The 14,591-nt window shown below is 72.8% G+C and carries 11 protein-coding genes and 1 pseudogene; 3 read left to right on the top strand and 9 right to left on the bottom strand.

All coding sequences use genetic code 11. The features are described 5' to 3' along the window. The first annotated feature begins 33 nt into the window (after window positions 1-33). Window positions 34-444, top strand: coding sequence for a RidA family protein (locus ACIBQ8_RS05095; protein WP_397179921.1), 411 nt, complete (start codon window positions 34-36; stop codon window positions 442-444). Window positions 445-505: 61 nt separating this feature from the next. On the opposite strand, the gene ACIBQ8_RS05090 is transcribed toward ACIBQ8_RS05095, so the two are convergent. Next, window positions 506-1,678: a pyridoxal phosphate-dependent aminotransferase gene (locus ACIBQ8_RS05090; RefSeq protein WP_397191170.1), complete on the bottom strand. Its 1,173-nt coding sequence runs from the start codon at window positions 1,676-1,678 to the stop codon at window positions 506-508. A 107-nt stretch (window positions 1,679-1,785) separates the two neighbouring features. Between ACIBQ8_RS05090 and ACIBQ8_RS05085 the strand changes: the two genes are divergently transcribed. Continuing rightward, window positions 1,786-2,556, top strand: coding sequence for a GntR family transcriptional regulator (locus ACIBQ8_RS05085; RefSeq protein WP_397179919.1), 771 nt, complete (start codon window positions 1,786-1,788; stop codon window positions 2,554-2,556). Window positions 2,557-2,617: 61 nt separating this feature from the next. Here ACIBQ8_RS05085 and ACIBQ8_RS05080 read toward each other — a convergent pair whose 3' ends face one another. The 8 genes from ACIBQ8_RS05080 to ACIBQ8_RS05045 form a co-directional block, all read right to left on the bottom strand. Further along, entirely contained in the window at window positions 2,618-4,111 is a 1,494-nt protein-coding gene (locus tag ACIBQ8_RS05080) for a CoA-acylating methylmalonate-semialdehyde dehydrogenase (protein WP_397179943.1), read from the bottom strand. A 65-nt stretch (window positions 4,112-4,176) separates the two neighbouring features. Continuing rightward, complete coding sequence (locus ACIBQ8_RS05075; protein ID WP_397191169.1) at window positions 4,177-4,968, bottom strand: SDR family NAD(P)-dependent oxidoreductase; 792 nt, start codon at window positions 4,966-4,968, stop codon at window positions 4,177-4,179. Beyond that, the gene (locus ACIBQ8_RS05070; RefSeq protein ID WP_397191168.1) at window positions 4,965-6,149 is read right to left on the bottom strand and encodes a glycine C-acetyltransferase; all 1,185 of its coding nucleotides are present in this window, start codon (window positions 6,147-6,149) and stop codon (window positions 4,965-4,967) included. Before ACIBQ8_RS05070 ends, ACIBQ8_RS05075 begins: the two co-directional genes overlap by 4 nt. A gap of 28 nt (window positions 6,150-6,177) precedes the next feature. Beyond that, on the bottom strand, window positions 6,178-7,506 hold the full coding sequence (locus ACIBQ8_RS05065; RefSeq protein ID WP_397191167.1) for an MFS transporter: 1,329 nt from the start codon (window positions 7,504-7,506) through the stop codon (window positions 6,178-6,180). Window positions 7,507-7,602: 96 nt separating this feature from the next. Next, window positions 7,603-9,318 carry a hydantoinase B/oxoprolinase family protein gene (locus ACIBQ8_RS05060; protein ID WP_397179915.1) on the bottom strand — a complete coding sequence of 572 codons (1,716 nt, stop codon included), beginning with the start codon at window positions 9,316-9,318 and terminating at the stop codon, window positions 7,603-7,605. After that, the gene (locus ACIBQ8_RS05055; RefSeq protein WP_397191166.1) at window positions 9,315-11,393 is read right to left on the bottom strand and encodes a hydantoinase/oxoprolinase family protein; all 2,079 of its coding nucleotides are present in this window, start codon (window positions 11,391-11,393) and stop codon (window positions 9,315-9,317) included. The genes ACIBQ8_RS05060 and ACIBQ8_RS05055 overlap by 4 nt, the downstream gene beginning before the upstream one ends. A gap of 289 nt (window positions 11,394-11,682) precedes the next feature. Continuing rightward, window positions 11,683-12,222, bottom strand: coding sequence for a hypothetical protein (locus ACIBQ8_RS05050; protein WP_397191165.1), 540 nt, complete (start codon window positions 12,220-12,222; stop codon window positions 11,683-11,685). A gap of 334 nt (window positions 12,223-12,556) precedes the next feature. After that, the gene (locus tag ACIBQ8_RS05045) at window positions 12,557-13,306 is read right to left on the bottom strand and encodes a carbon-nitrogen hydrolase family protein (protein WP_397191164.1); all 750 of its coding nucleotides are present in this window, start codon (window positions 13,304-13,306) and stop codon (window positions 12,557-12,559) included. Window positions 13,307-14,195: 889 nt separating this feature from the next. On the opposite strand from ACIBQ8_RS05045, the pseudogene ACIBQ8_RS05040 reads away from it, so the two are divergent. Further along, window positions 14,196-14,387, top strand: a pseudogene (locus ACIBQ8_RS05040) (aldehyde dehydrogenase family protein); the annotation flags it as partial. Between the last annotated feature and the right edge of the window lie 204 nt (window positions 14,388-14,591).

The following is a 14,591-nucleotide window of genomic DNA, read 5'->3' as shown; positions in this document are numbered from 1 at the left end:
CCGCATTCTTGCTCGAGTCGAGGGGAAACGCCCATGGGCCGTGCCGTTACGTTGATCCGTTCGTCCTCTTTGTCCGACGTCGCCCAGTACGCCTACGCGGCCACGGCGCCCGCCGGATCTCGCCTGATCTTCCTCGCCGGAGCCTGCCCCCTGAACCAGGACGGATCCACGGCCGCGGTCGGAGACTACGCAGGCCAGGCAGCGAAGGCTCTTGAGAACATGCAGACCGCCCTGACGGACTCCGGCGCAACCCTGCAGGACGTCATCAGCACCAGGGTTCTCGTGGCGTCCAGCAGGCAGCAGGACCTGGGAGCCGCCTGGGCGGTGGTCCGGGCCTTCTTCGGCGATCACGACGTTCCCAGCACATTGGTGGGCGTCACGGTGCTGGGCTATGAGAATCAACTGGTGGAGATCGAGGCCGTCGCCGCCGTGCTCGACTCCTGAGACGGCGATCGACCGAACCTGCCGGTGGTAGCGGCGTCGGCAACGAGCGCTCCCGGTCGGGTCAGGACTGACGGCATGCCTGTTCGAGGCCGCGGATCAGCTCGCCGAGCGTGCGCTCGTCGGAGCCGAAGGTGATGCGGACATGGGTGTCCGGAGCGTGCATGTCGGCGCCGCGGACCGTCGCGATGCCGTTGCGCAGGAGTGCGCGGTCGATGGCGGCCGGGGTGTCGCCGAGGCGCGAGCAGTCGGCGAGCAGGAAGGCGCCGCCCATCGGCGGCACGGGCCGGCCGAGGCCGCTCGCGGCGATGCCGTCGCAGACCAGGTCGCGCTTGGCCTGGTAGCCGGCGAGCGCCTGGTCGAGCCAGTCGCGCGGGCCGGTGAGGGCGGCGACCGCGGCCCGCTGCGGGACCGCTCCGCAGCACACCGCCTCCCACTCGAAGCGGCGGTTGAGCGCGTCGATGACCGGCGGCGGCGCCAGGACGTAGCCCAGCCGCCAGCTCGCCAGCGCGTAGTACTTGCTGAGGCTGGTGACGGTGACCAGATGCGGCCAGCGGTCGGCGAACGCCTCCACCGGGTGGTACCGGTGGCCGTCGTAGGTGAAGTGCTGCCAGGAGTCGTCGGAGATGACGAGCAGCCCGTGGCGTGCGGCGAGGTCGACCACGGCGGCGAGGGTCGCGGCGTCGGGGAGGTAGCCGGTCGGGTTGGTCGGGTTGCACAGCAGCACGGCCCGGCTGCGGCTGGTGACGGCGGCCTCCAGGCCGTCCAGGTCGATCGCCCAGCCGTCGCTCTCGCGGGACGGCACCCGCACGGGCGTCGCGCCGGCCTCGCGGACGGCGCCGTCGAAGAAGTAGGTGGGGGTCGGCACGATCACCTCGTCGCCCGGGGCGAGCACCGTGCGCAGCACGAGGGACAGTCCCTGCATCGCGCCGTGGGTGATCAGCAGGCGACGCTCGGGATCGACCCGCAGGCCGTGCTCGCTCCGCAGTTCGGCGGCGATCGCGGCGCGCAGTTCCGGCAGGCCGCGGGTGTCGCGCGGGTCGGGCTCGTCCATGGCCGCCGCGACCGCCCGGCGTACGTGCTCGGGCATGGGCAGGACCGGGGCGCCGACCAGGGAGAGCATCCGCACGCCGTCGCGTGCGCCGCGATCGGCGCGGGCGCGGGTGCTCATCGCCCCCAGCGCCGGGAAGTCGCTCGCGGCGGGCAGGACCCAGGGATTCGAGGTGCGTCGCTGCATGGACGAAGCATGGCACATTGAGATATCAGCGACAAGAATAAATATCTCTATTCTCCGGACGCGAGCGGAGCTGCTGTATCAACGCCAGAAGTTGATATTCTTAACGGATGTCCGACATCCATGGCGTGATCAGCGGAACGCCGCACATCCCCGCGCTGCTGCTGGTCGGCAGGGACGAGAGCAGCCTCGATCGTACGAGTCAGGCATATCGGGCGATCAGGCGGCAGATCATCGATCTGACGCTACCGCCCGGCAGCAGTTTCACCGAGTCGTCGCTCGCCGAGCAGTGGCGCATCAGCAAGACGCCGGTGCGCGAGGCGCTCGCGCGGTTGAGGCGCGACGGGCTCGTGACCGCGCTCCCGCGCGCGGGCTACGTCGTCAGCCCGATCACGCTCCAGGACACCGACGCCCTGTGCGGCCTTCGTACGCTGCTGTCGGGCGAGGCCGCCGCGGCGGCGGCGCGCCTCGGCGTCACCGCGCCGGCCCTCGAACGGCTCGAAGCGCTGTCCAAGGTCCCCCTCGCGCTCGCCGCCGGCGAGGTCGAGCAGGAGGAGTCGCTGCAGGCGGGCATCGAGTTCGAGGGGATCATCGCGAATTTCAGCGGCAACCCCCGCCTCGGCAAGTCGATCGTCGACGTGCTCGACGAGCTGGAACGGGTGCTGCGGATGGCCGCGCTGATCGATCCCGGCATCGCGAGCCCGCCCGGCGAGCTGGGCGCCGTCTTCGAGGCGCTGCGCGACCGGGACGCCGCCGCCGCCCGGGAGGCGATGCGCGCGCGGTGCGAGCGCGTGCGCCGGGACCTGCTCCAGGTGCTGGCCAAGAGCACGTCCGTGAGCAGGGCGCACATCGAGCTGCCCGCCGCGCGTCCGCCGGCCTAGCCGGTACGCGCCGAGGCGTGGCGGCCGGGCCCCGGATGCGGTGCCGGGGCCCGGCCGCCGGTCAGACCGCCGTCGGGAAGGACAGGTCGCCGCGCGGTCGCGGGCCGTCCCCGGTCTCCTCGGGCCACCGGACGGTGACGGCCTTCGCGCGGGTGTAGAACGCGACGCCCTCGGGGCCGTGCATGTGATGGCCGCCGAACAGCGACTGCTTCCAGCCGCCGAACGAGTGGAACGCCATGGGCACCGGGACCGGCACGTTGACGCCGACCATCCCGGCCTGCACCGAACGCTGGAAGCGGCGGGCCGCGTGGCCGCCGGCGGTGAAGATCGCCGTGCCGTTGGCCAGGCTGTTGCGGTTGATCAGGTCGATCGCCTCATCGAGCGAGCCGACGCGCACGACGACGAGCACGGGGCCGAAGATCTCCTCCCGGTAGACGTCCATGTCGGGAGTGACGTGGTCGAACAGGGTCGGGCCGACGAAGAAGCCGTCCCCTGGGAGGTCGAGCTCGCGGCCGTCCAGCACAAGGTCGGCGCCCGCGGCGACGCCGGAGCCGATGGCGGCCCTGATCCGGTCGAGTGCCTCCGGTGACACGACCGGGCCCATCTCCGCCCCGGCCTCCAGCCCCGGGCCGACCTTGATCGCCTGCGCCTTCTCGCGCATGAGCTTGACCAGCGGCTCGGCCACGTCGCCCACCGCGACGGCGACCGAGATCGCCATGCAGCGCTGGCCCGCCGAGCCGTACCCGGCCGCGATCAGATGGTCGGCGGCGTGGTCGAGGTCGGCGTCCGGCAGCACGACGGCGTGGTTCTTGGCGCCGCCGAGCGCCTGCACCCGCTTGCCCGCGGCGGTCGCCCGCTCGTACACGTACCGCGCGATCGGCGTCGATCCGACGAACGACACCGCGGCGATGTCCGGGTGGTCGAGGATCGCGTCGACCGCGACCTTGTCGCCGTGGACGACGTTGAAGACGCCGTCGGGCAGACCGGCCTCGGCGTAGAGCTCGGCGATGAGGTTGGACGCCGACGGGTCGCGTTCGGAGGGCTTGAGGACGAACGTGTTGCCGGTCGCGATCGCGATCGGATGCATCCACAGCGGCACCATCGCCGGGAAGTTGAACGGCGTGATCCCCGCGCAGACGCCGACCGGCTGCCGGAAGGAGAACAGGTCGACGTCGGTCGAGACCTGGTCGGAGTACTCCCCCTTGAGCAGCTGCGGGATCCCGCAGGCGAAGTCGATCACCTCCAGGCCGCGGACGAGCTCGCCCCGGGCGTCGTCCAGGACCTTGCCGTGCTCGGCGGAGACCAGCCGGGCGAGCTCGTCGAGATGTCCGGCGACCAGATTGCGGAAGGCGAACATCAGCCGCGACCGCCGCGTGACGGACGTGTCGGCCCAGTCCGGCAGCGCGGCGCGCGCCGCCCGCACCGCGGCCTCGACGTCGGCGGGCTCGGCCAGCAGCACGTCCGCCTGGTGCTCGCCGGTCGCGGGGTTCCACACCGGGGCGGTCCGGATCGACTGGCCCGCGGTCTCGTGGCCGCCGATCCGGTGCTGGATCATCCTGACTGTTCGTGTGCTCACAGAGGTTTCGTCCTTTTCATGGGGATGCTGGGTGCGGCGCCGCGTCAGACGATCAGGTCGCCGCCGTTGATGTCGATGGCCGCCCCGGTGATGTACGCCGCGCGGTCCGAGGCGAGGAACGCCACGAGCTCGGCGACCTCCCAGGGCTGCCCGGCGCGGGGCACCGGGAAGGGGCGGGTGGCCTGTTCGAGGGCCCGGCCAGGCAGCAGGGCGCGGGCCATCGGGGTGTCGATGAGCCCAGGGCAGACGGCGTTCACCGTGATCCCGTCGGGCCCGTAGTCCTTGGCCAGGTGCCGGGTCAGCCCGAGGACGCCGTGCTTGGCCGCCGTGTAGTGGGCGCCCGCGGCGGTGCTGACGGTCTTGCCGGCGGTGGAGGAGAAGTTGACGATGCGCCCCCAGCCGCCGCCGCGCATCGCGGGCAGCGCCTGCCGGCAGCACAGGGCCGTCCCGATCACGTTGACCGCGAGCACCCGTTCCCACTCGGCCGGGGTGATGTCCTCGAACGCGGTCGGCGGCGCGATGCCCGCGGCGTTGACCAGGATGTCCAGCCGCGCCCGCTCCCCCAGCAGCTCGGCGAACGCGCGCTGGACCCGGTCGCCGTCCGTGACGTCCACCGCGACCGAATGGACGCGGTCCGCCGTCACCTCCAGCGTCGCCGCCAGCTCCCCCGGGTCCGGCGCGGCGGGGTCGAACACCGCGACGGTCGCGCCGCGGCGGGCCAGCGCGTGCGCCGCGGCCAGGCCCATGCCGCCGGCCCCGCCGGTCACGATCGCGACCCGGCCCGCCAGCTCGCCGCCGTCGGCGCTGGTGGGCGCCCGCAGCCCCCCGGCGCTCATGAGTCCACCAGGACGGAACGCGCCCGGCCGAAGGCGGCGGCCGCCTGTTCGAGCTGGCCGGGCGTGTGCGAGGCCGAGACCTGCACCCGGATGCGCTCCTCGCCCGCCGGGACGACGGGATGGGAGAGCGCGAAGACCAGGACGCCCTCGCGGCGCAGCGCCGCCGCCACGTCGGCGGCCCGCGTGCCGCCGCGCAGCATCACGGGGATGATCGGATGCTCCCCGGGCGGCACCTCGTAGCCGAGGTCGCGCAGCGCCCCGCGCAGCCAGTCGGCGTTGGCCGTCAGGCGTTCGCGCAGCTCGGGACGTTCCCGCGCGATGCGGATCGCCGCCAGCGCGGCCGCGGCCAGCGCCGGGGCCATGGCGTTGGTGAAGATGTAGGGCCGCGAGCGCTGGCGCAGCGTCTCGACGACCGCGCGGGGACCGGCCACGAAACCTCCTGATCCGGCGCCGAGCGCCTTGCCGAGCGTCCCCGTCAGCACGTCCACGCGGCCCGCCAGCCCGAAGTGCTCGGCGGTGCCCGCCCCTGTCGCGCCCAGCACGCCCGTGGCGTGCGAGTCGTCCGCCACGAGCACGGCGTCGTGGCGCTCGGCCAGCTCGCAGAGCCGGGGCAGCGCGGCGAGGTCGCCGTCCATGCTGAAGACGCCGTCGGTGACGATGAGCCGGTGGCGCGCGCCGGCGTGCTCGGCGAGCAGGCGGTCCAGCTCGTCGAGGTCGGCGTGGGCGAAGACGCGCCGGCCGGCCCGCGCGAGGCGGATGCCGTCGATCAGGCTGGCGTGGTTGAGCGCGTCGCTGAGCACGACGTCCTGCGGGCCGAGCAGGGCGTCGAACAGGCCGAGGTTGGCGTCGAAGCACGAGGTGTGCAGCACGGCGTCCTCGGCGCCGACCAGCTCGGCGACGGCCGCCTCCAGCTCGCCGTGGATCGCCCGGGTGCCGCAGAGCACCCGTCCGGCCGTGACCCCGAGCCCCATGTCGCGCAGCGCCCGCCGTGCCGTGCCGAGGACCTCCGGGTCGCCGGCGAGCCCGAGGTAGTCGTTGGAGGCCAGGTTCACCAGCCGCTCGCCGTCCACGCCGAGCGTCGGCCCCTGGGCGCCCGAGACCACGAGGTCGCGCCGGAGGCCGGTGGTCGCGCGGCGGTCGTCCAGCTCGGTCCGGAGCCGGTCCAGCAGCGCGGCGTTCACGTCGTCCCTCCCGGGCGGTGGGCGGCGGTCATGACAGGCTCCCGTCCAGCCGCTCCATCCGGCGTCCCGCGGTGAGCAGGACGACCAGGCCGGCGGCCATGATGATCGCGATGGCCAGCAGCGCGTAGGTGAAGCTGCCGGTCGCGGACCCGATGGTCCCGGTGAAGTAGGGACCGATGAATCCGCTGACGTTGCTGACGGAGTTGATCAGGGCGATGCCGGAGGCGGCGGCGGCCTCGGTCAGGCCGATCGCCGGGATCCGCCAGAACTGCGGCATGGCGGTGATGATCCCGGCGACGCTCAGGCAGACCGCGAGCACGAACAGGGTGCCGCTGCTGGTGAAGGTCGCCAGGAGCAGGCCCACCGCGCCGAGGGCCATCGGCACGGCCGTGGCCGTCACCGCCGTCCGGCGCGCGGCGAAACGGGCCCAGAGCAGGAGCGCGACCGCGGCCACCACGTAGGGGATCGCGGACAGCAGCACGCTGCTGACGTCGGCGGAGTCGCCGACGCTCTGCGTGATGGACCTGATCATCGTGGGCAGGAAGAACTGCAGCGGGTAGAGCCCGAACGCGATCGAGAACCACGTCACGGCCATCGCCCAGACCCGGCCGCTGGTCAGCGCCTGGCGCAGCCCGGTGAGCGCGCCGTGGGCGCGTTGCTCGGCGGCCTCGTCGGCCAGGATCTTCTCGATGGCGGCCTTCTCCTCGTCGTCGAGCCACCGGGCGTCCGCCGGGCGGTCGGGCAGGAAGAGGAAGATCAGGACGCTGACGACGACCGTCAGGACGCCCTCGACCAGGAACAGCGCCCGCCAGCCCGCGATGCCGAACAGGTTCTGGCCCCACTCCAGCAGCGCGGCGGCCAGCGGAGAGCCGATGATCGAGGACAGCGGGATCATCACGATGAAGGCCGACAGCGCCCAGGAACGCTGGCGCCGCGGGAACCAGAACGTCAGGTAGAGCAGGATGCCGGCGGCCAGGCCGGCCTCGGCGAACCCGAGCAGGAGCCGCGCGACGAACAGCGTGGCGGCGGAGTTCACGGCGGCGGTCGCGGCCGTGACCAGCCCCCACGTGATCATGATCCGGGCGATCCACTTCCGCGCGCCGAACCGGCTCAGCATCATGTTGCTCGGCACTTCGAACAGGACGTAGCCGATGAAGAACAGGCCGGCGGCCAGGCCGATCTGGCTGCTGCCGAGGCCCAGGTCCCGTGACATGGGGGCGGCGATGTAGCCGACGTTGGCGCGGTCGATGTAGCTCGCCACGTAGGCGAGGCCGACCAGGGGCATGATCCGGATGCCCACCTTGCGCCACGTTTGGGGCGAGACGGTGCTCCGGGGGGTCGCGACGTTCGAACTCATGGGGGGTTCCAATCGGTCAGGGGGGTGGGGGTGCCGCGCGGGCCCGAGCTCGACCAGGTGCCGGGCGCGCGTGTTCGTCGGGGCCGGGAGCGCCCTTCAGCGCGCCCGGCCGCGCAGCCCGGCGGTGGCGTCGGCGTCGATCGCGCCGTCCGGGGTGATCACGACGCCGTAGTCCCGTTCGGCTCCCTCGCGGGTCACCTTGCCGTCGAGGACGTCTTCGAGGACGAGTTCGGGGACGCGCTCGAACGGGACGCCGTGGCCGCCGCCGCCGGCGGTCACGTGCCGGTGGCGGGTTCCCGCCGTCATCACGAAGTGCGGTTTGGACTCCAGCAGGCGTTCACCGGGCCCGCCGGGGTCGAGCACGTTGAGCGACGGGCTGCCCTGGGCGCCGCCGGCCAGCCCGTACGGCAGGAAGGTGCGCCGGTCCGACCGGATCTGCACCCTGGCCTCGGGCGCCAGCAGCGTCATGTCCCGGAAGGTGGCCAGGCCGCCGCGCCAGCGGCCCGCTCCGCCGCTGTCGGGCAGGTAGCCGTAACCGTCGATGCGGATGTGGCCGGAGCGTTCCAGCTCCTCGACCGGCGTGTTCGTCAGGTTGGCGCCCAGGGAGCTGATCCCGTCCACGCCGTCGCGGTCGGGACGGGCGCCCCAGGCTCCGGCCAGCGGATCCCACAGCACCATGGACTCCCCGTCCGGGCCGACGAGGCCGATCGCGATCCCGTCGGGCCCGCCCTCCCCCGCGGCCGGCACCCGGTCCGGGAAGACCGGGGCGAGCGCCCCGAGCACCGCGTCGATGATCCGGAAGCCGACGAGCCCGCGGGCGCCGCGCGCGGACGGACGCCGCCCGTTGAGGATGGACGCCTCCGGGATGACGAAGCTGAACGGCCGGTAGAAGCCGCTGTTGGCCGGGATGTCGGAGGCCAGGACGCCCTGCAGGGCGGCGTAGGCGGCCGAACGGGTGAACGAGGCCGTCGCGTTGAGCGCTGAGTCCACCTGCGGCGAGGAGCCGGTGAAGTCGAGCTCGATCCCGGCCGCGGACAGCGTGACCCGCACCCGGATCGGGATCGGCCCGGACCCGAGGCCGTCGTCGTCGATGTGGTCGAGGAACTCGTAGGAGCCGGGGACGGCCTCGGCCAGCGCGGCGCGCAGCAGGGTCTCGGAGTAGTCGAGCAGCTCGTCGACGAGGCCGGCGAGACCTTCGACGCCGTGCCGCGCGGCCAGGGCGCGCAGCCCCTCGGCCCCGGTGTGGCAGGCCGCGAGCTGGGATTCCAGGTCGCCGCGCAGCAGCTCGGGCTCGCGGACGTTGCGCAGGATCAGCCGCAGGAACGTCTCGTTCACCGTGCCCGCCTCGACCAGGCACGACGGCGGGATCTGCAGCCCCTCGGCGAAGATGCTGGTCGACTGCACGGCCATCGAACCGGCCGCCCAGCCGCCGACGTCGGTGTGGTTGACGACCGTGACCGCGAAGCCCAGCAGGTCCCGCCCGGCGAAGACCGGGGCGACCGCGAAGATGTCGGGCAGGTGCATGCCGCCCAGGGACGGGTCGTTGAGCAGGTAGACGTCCCCCGGCCGGAGCCGGTCGCCGAACTCGCCGAGGATCGCCTCCATCGCGTCCGGGATGGACCCGAGGTGCACCGGCAGGGTGTTGGCCTGGGCGATCACGCGGCCGCGGGCGTCGCACAGAGCTGCGGAGAAGTCCATGCTGGACGCCACGAGCTGGGAGTGCGCCGTGCGCAGGATCGTGATCGCCATCTCGTCGGCGAGCCCGGTGACGGCGTTGCGGAAGACCTCGAAGGTCACGGCGTCGCGGATCATGAGGCGCTCCAGGTGATGACGATGTTGTTGAAGCGGTCGCGGTGCACCCGCGCGCCGGGCGGGACCAGGGTGGTGGCGTCCATGTCCTCCACGACCATCGGTCCTTCGACGGGCTCCGGGCCGAGGGCGGAGCGGGCGACGACGGGCGTGGACACGGTCTCGGCGAACCGGCATTCGCGGGTGGTGGGCTCGCCGGCGTCGGCGAGGGGAAGGCTCAGCACGTCCGCGATCGACACCGGGGTGGGCAGCCGGCCTCGTACGCGGAGGTTGACCAGCTCCACCAGCTCGTCGGCGCCGGCCCGGCCGTAGGTGCGCCGGTGCTCGGCGTGGAAGCGCGCCCGCGTCTCGGCGAGCAGGTCCTCGGTGAGGTCGCCGTCGGGCACCCGGATCCGCAGCTCGAACCGCTGGCCGCGGTAGCGCATGTCCAGGAGGCGGTCCACGACGGCCTCGGCCCCGAGCTCCTCGCGCACCTGGGCGGACAGCCGCGCGAACTCCGCCGCGAGCGCGCCCACGTCGGCGAACCCGGACCGGTACGGGGTGAGCTCCTGGCGTTCGGTGTCGGCCACGAGCAGGCCCAGGCTGCTGAACAGCCCCGGATAGACGGGCACGATCACGGTGGAGATCCCCAGCTCGCGGGCCAGGGCGGCGGCGTAGAGCGGGCCGGCCCCGCCGAAGGCGACCATGGTGGCCTCGCGGGGGTCCCGGCCCCGTTCGCTGGTCACCGCCTTGACCGCGGTCGTCATGCTGGACACCGCCACCTGGTACGCGCCGCGCGCGGCGCCCGCCACGTCGTCGCCGAGCCGTTCGGCGACCGGCGACAGCGCCTTCACGGCAAGCTGGGGGTGGATCGCCACCCGGCCGCCGGCGAGGGCGTCCGGGCTGAGGTATCCGAGCGTGACGTTGGCGTCGGTCAGGGTCGGCAGCTCGCCGCCCTGGCCGTAACAGGCCGGGCCGGGACGCGAGCCGGCGCTGACCGGCCCCACGTGCAGCGCGCCCGCGGCGTCGACGGAGATGACGCTGCCGCCTCCGGAGCCGACCTCGGCGATGTCGATGGACGGCGCCCGCACCGGGTACCCGGCGCCGGAGCTGAGGCCGCGCGCGCCGTTCATCCCCCCGCCGACCTCGTAGTCGGCCGAGACGAACGGCTCGCCGTGCTCGATCAGGGACGCCTTCGCGGTGGTCCCGCCCATGTCGAACGCGACCACCGTGGACAGGCCCATCAGCTGGGCCAGCTTCTGCACGGCGGTGACGCCGGCCGCGGGCCCGGATTCGATGATCTGCACCGGCCGCCGCGCGACGGAGGCCGCGTCGAGCAGCCCGCCGCTGGACTGCATGACCAGCAGGGGCGCGCGCACCTTCGCCGCCCGCAGCCCCGCCTCCAGACGGGTGAGGTAACCGTGCACGGTGGGGCCGACGTAGGCGTTGACCGTCGCGGTGCTCATGCGTTCGAACTCGTGCGGCTGGGGCGAGACGTCGACCGACGCCGTGACGTACACGCCGGGCAGCGCGGCCCGCAGCAGCTCGGCGACCCGCCGCTCCTCGTCGGGGCGGACGTAGGAGTTGAGCAGGCACACGGCCACGGCCTCGATCCCGTCGGCGCGCAGGCGCTCGGCCAGGGCGCCGATCTCGTCCTCGGCGGCCGGCGGGTCGAGGCGTCCGTCGGCGGTGATGCGCTGGTCGAGCTCGTGCCGGTGCCGCCGCCGGGCCAGGGGCTCGGGCTTGGACCACGACAGGTCGTACAGCACCGGGCGGCGCAGCCGCCCGATCTCCAGCACGTCGCGGAAACCGCGGGTGGTGACCACCGCCGTGCGGACGCCGTTCATCGACAGGATCGCGTTGGTGGCGACCGTCGTGCCGTGCAGCATCGCGATCACCGCCTCCGGGTGCGCCCCGGCCAGCGAGAGCACTCCGGTGGTCGCCGCCACCACGCCGGCGCCGTAGTCGGGCGGGGTGGACAGGACCTTCATCGGGACGAGCTCGCCGCCCGGACCCAGCGCGATGACATCGGTGAACGTGCCGCCGATGTCGGCGCCGACTCGCCAGCCGGCCGGTCGAGGATCGTGACTGGGGGGCACTGGATCTCCTTCGCTCAACGTGCGACTGGGATCACAGTACGAGCGAGCTGAGATATCAGCAATGCCCTGTTGCTATTTTTATCCGCACAAGTGATATGCGTAGGACCCGATCGGTCGAGTGGCCCGAGGATGACGCCTTGGCCGCGGCCGACCAGGCGCGCGCGCAACGCCTTGGCCAGGCGTTGTGCCCGGCCAAGGCGTGACGGGGGTTCCGTGGCGCCTGTGCCCAGGATGGATCAACCGGCGCAGGCAGCTCGGAGGCGTGAACGGCCGGACGGAGGTCCGCTGCTCAGGGCACCAGCGCCGACATCACGTCGGGCGGCAGGGCCGGATTGGCGGCCAGGGCGGCCCGGACACCGGGCTCCGGGTCGGCGGCGAGGCGTTCATAGACCATCGCAGGCAGGTCGGGGCGGACGGCCAGGGGCCGGCGCAGCAGCATCGACGGGTGGTCGGCGAAGCCGATGACGGCCGCGGTGGGCGTGGCCGGGTTCCACAGGGCACTGACGTGTGTCTGGTGAACGGTGGACTCATGCGAGCCGTCGCAGGCGGCGCCGGGCGGCAGGTCGCAGTCGAGCTTCGGGCATTCCGGATCGTGGGTGAACGGCGTCTCCTCCCGGTCGCAGACCGGACACCGCCGTGCCGGCGGTAGCCCCTCGCCGGTGACCAGCGCGGCCAGCACCGCCGGCGGTGCCGCCTCGTTGCCGGCCACGGCGCAGCGGACCTCGGCATGAGGATGCGCCGCGAGCCGGGCCGCCATCTCCGCGGTCGCCTGCGAGGCCAGCTCCGTCACGACCCGTATCTCCGGATCGGCGGCGAGGATTTCCTGCACCTCAGGCGGGAGGCCGGGAGAGGCGGCCAACCGTTCCCGGCGTTCGGTGATCGGATCGGCCGCCAGCAGCCGCGCCCAGGGCCATTCTGCCCGGACCGTGATCGCGTGGCTCGTGAGTGTTTCCGTGATGGCGAGGCGCTTTGCTGTGAACAGGTGGCGGACGGTCCGAGACGCGGTGGCTGCTGGGGCGCTCAGCCGGAGCCGGACAGGTAGTCGCGAACGGGACGGTCGAGATCCGGCACGCCTACGTCGACCAGGTCAGTGGACGGTTGACCGTGGCCCGCTACGGTGCTCGGCCCGAAGGCGGCGGCGTACGAACCCGGCAAAGCGCGCACTACCTGAACCCGCGGTGCGCGCGATCCTGCCGGAAGGCGTCGAGGCGGTCGAGGTCGAGCAGGCAGGAGGACAGCGGCGCGTCCGGGCAGGCGGTGAAGAAGCCGTCGGCGGCGTCGGGGCAGGGGTTGGCGAACCCGGTCACGCCCGCACACGGCCGGCCCTGGTAAGTGGCCTCGTGATGCCAGTCACTGACCGCGACGTACGTCATGAACTCGTACGCCCGCGCCACGCTCATGTGCCGCCACAGCGCACGGGCGGGGCCGGGGCCGTCCCAGCGGGTGACGGAGAAGGCGGAGACCAGGACGACGTCGAGGTCGTCCTGCCCGGCCAGGGTCGCCGAGTACCACAGGTCGGCGCAGAGCAGCACACGCAGGCGGCGGCCGGCCAGCTCGAACGCGACCCCGGCCCTGCCCGGCACCACACCCGAGCGGCGTTCGACGTCATAGGGGTGGACCTTGTCGTACTCGGCCACCAGCGCGCCGGACGGATCGATCACAGCACCCCGGTTGACCAGGCCCGCCTCCGTGCGGTCATAGTGGGAGCCGCCGGCGACCGTCGCGCCGGTGCCCACGGCGAGCGCGGCGACCCGGGCCAGATAGTCGGCGCGCGACAACGAGGACCCGGCCAGCTCGGGCAGGAGCAGCACGTCACTGCGCACGGGCTCGCGCGCGGCCAGCTCCTCGATGGCGTCGAAGTTGGCGTGGCCGTCCGGGGACCAGGTGGGAGGTTGAACCAGAAGGACCTTCACTCCCCCACTGTGGCTTATCCAGGCGAATGACGGTCATGTCCTGCGGGCGCAGCGGTTCCCGGCAGCTCCGCGGCCGATCGCCGCAGCCGGCGGACGGTGCGGCACTCCCACCGCGACCACCACAGCCAGCCTTGGATCCCGCCCTGGCACGTTGGCTCAGGATGGCACGCGCGGTTATCGGGAGCGGCATGAGCTGGTGCATCGCCGGGAGGCGGGCCGGCCCACCAGATCTGGCTGGCCGACCACACGCAATGTGACCTGTGGGAGATCGCCCCGGCCGGCAACCGGCCCGGTCCTGGCTGACCGTCATCGAGGACGATCATTCCCGTGCGATCGAGGGGTACGCAGTCCACCTGGGCGCTCCTGGTCGGCCTCGAAGCCGACGTCGGCGCAGGGTTCGGGTCTGTCGGCCCTACCGCAGCGGGACGATCGCACCCAGCGCCTCGAGCAGGGCGGGAGGCAGCGGAATGGCGGCTGAGCCGCCGGCTCCCACCCTAGGACGCAGCCCGTACACGTCGGTCTCCCGTCCCGCCGGAAGGCGAAGTCCAAGGTGAAACTCTTGCCTCCGATGCGGGAGGTGCTGATCAGCACCTCAGGTCGTCCAGCACCGTCGATGCCCTCCTTCCCGTCGAGTTCGGCGTGCACGACACGTACGTCGAACCCCAATGTCGGGCCACTGGCCGTACGGCAGGCCACGATGGACGAAGAAGCCGGTCACCGCCTCGTCGACATAGGCCAGGTACCACATGTTGAACATGACGCCCTGACCGTCGATCTCGTAGAAGCGGGGCGTGAACGCCTGGGCGAAGACGCCGTCGAAGTCGGCCGAGAACTCTGTGTCGTCCATGGCAGAGCCTTTCTCAGGGGCGGCGAGCGGCCTGGCGCCAGGCGGGACCTCGACCGCGCCTTCCGGCTCGGCGAGGCGCTGGACGTCGGCATGGTGGGCGTCAACACCGGCCTGGTCTCCAACCCTGCGGCGCCCTTCGGCGGCGTCAAGCACTCCGGCCTGGGCAGAGAACGCGGACGAGCCGGGATCGAGGAGTATCTGGAGAGCCAGTATCTGGCCATTCCCCGTTCCTGATGACACCGTCAGACCGCTGCGAAGGAACCCTCGGTCCGGCTGGTGCGTCCCGAGAGCCTGCCTTGCGGTCAGCGCCTGCTGTGCAAGCGGCCATGTCCCCCGCACAGCGTGGATGGGTGCGGTGCGGAAGACGCCGCAGGAGCATCGGGGCGCTCGGCCATGATCCCCTGGGCCGCAGCGTTCAGGCGGGGAGCCGGACCATCC

The organism is Nonomuraea sp. NPDC049646 (genome assembly GCF_044465525.1).
GTDB lineage: Bacteria > Actinomycetota > Actinomycetes > Streptosporangiales > Streptosporangiaceae > Nonomuraea.
This window is presented reverse-complemented; position numbering and strand designations above follow the sequence as displayed.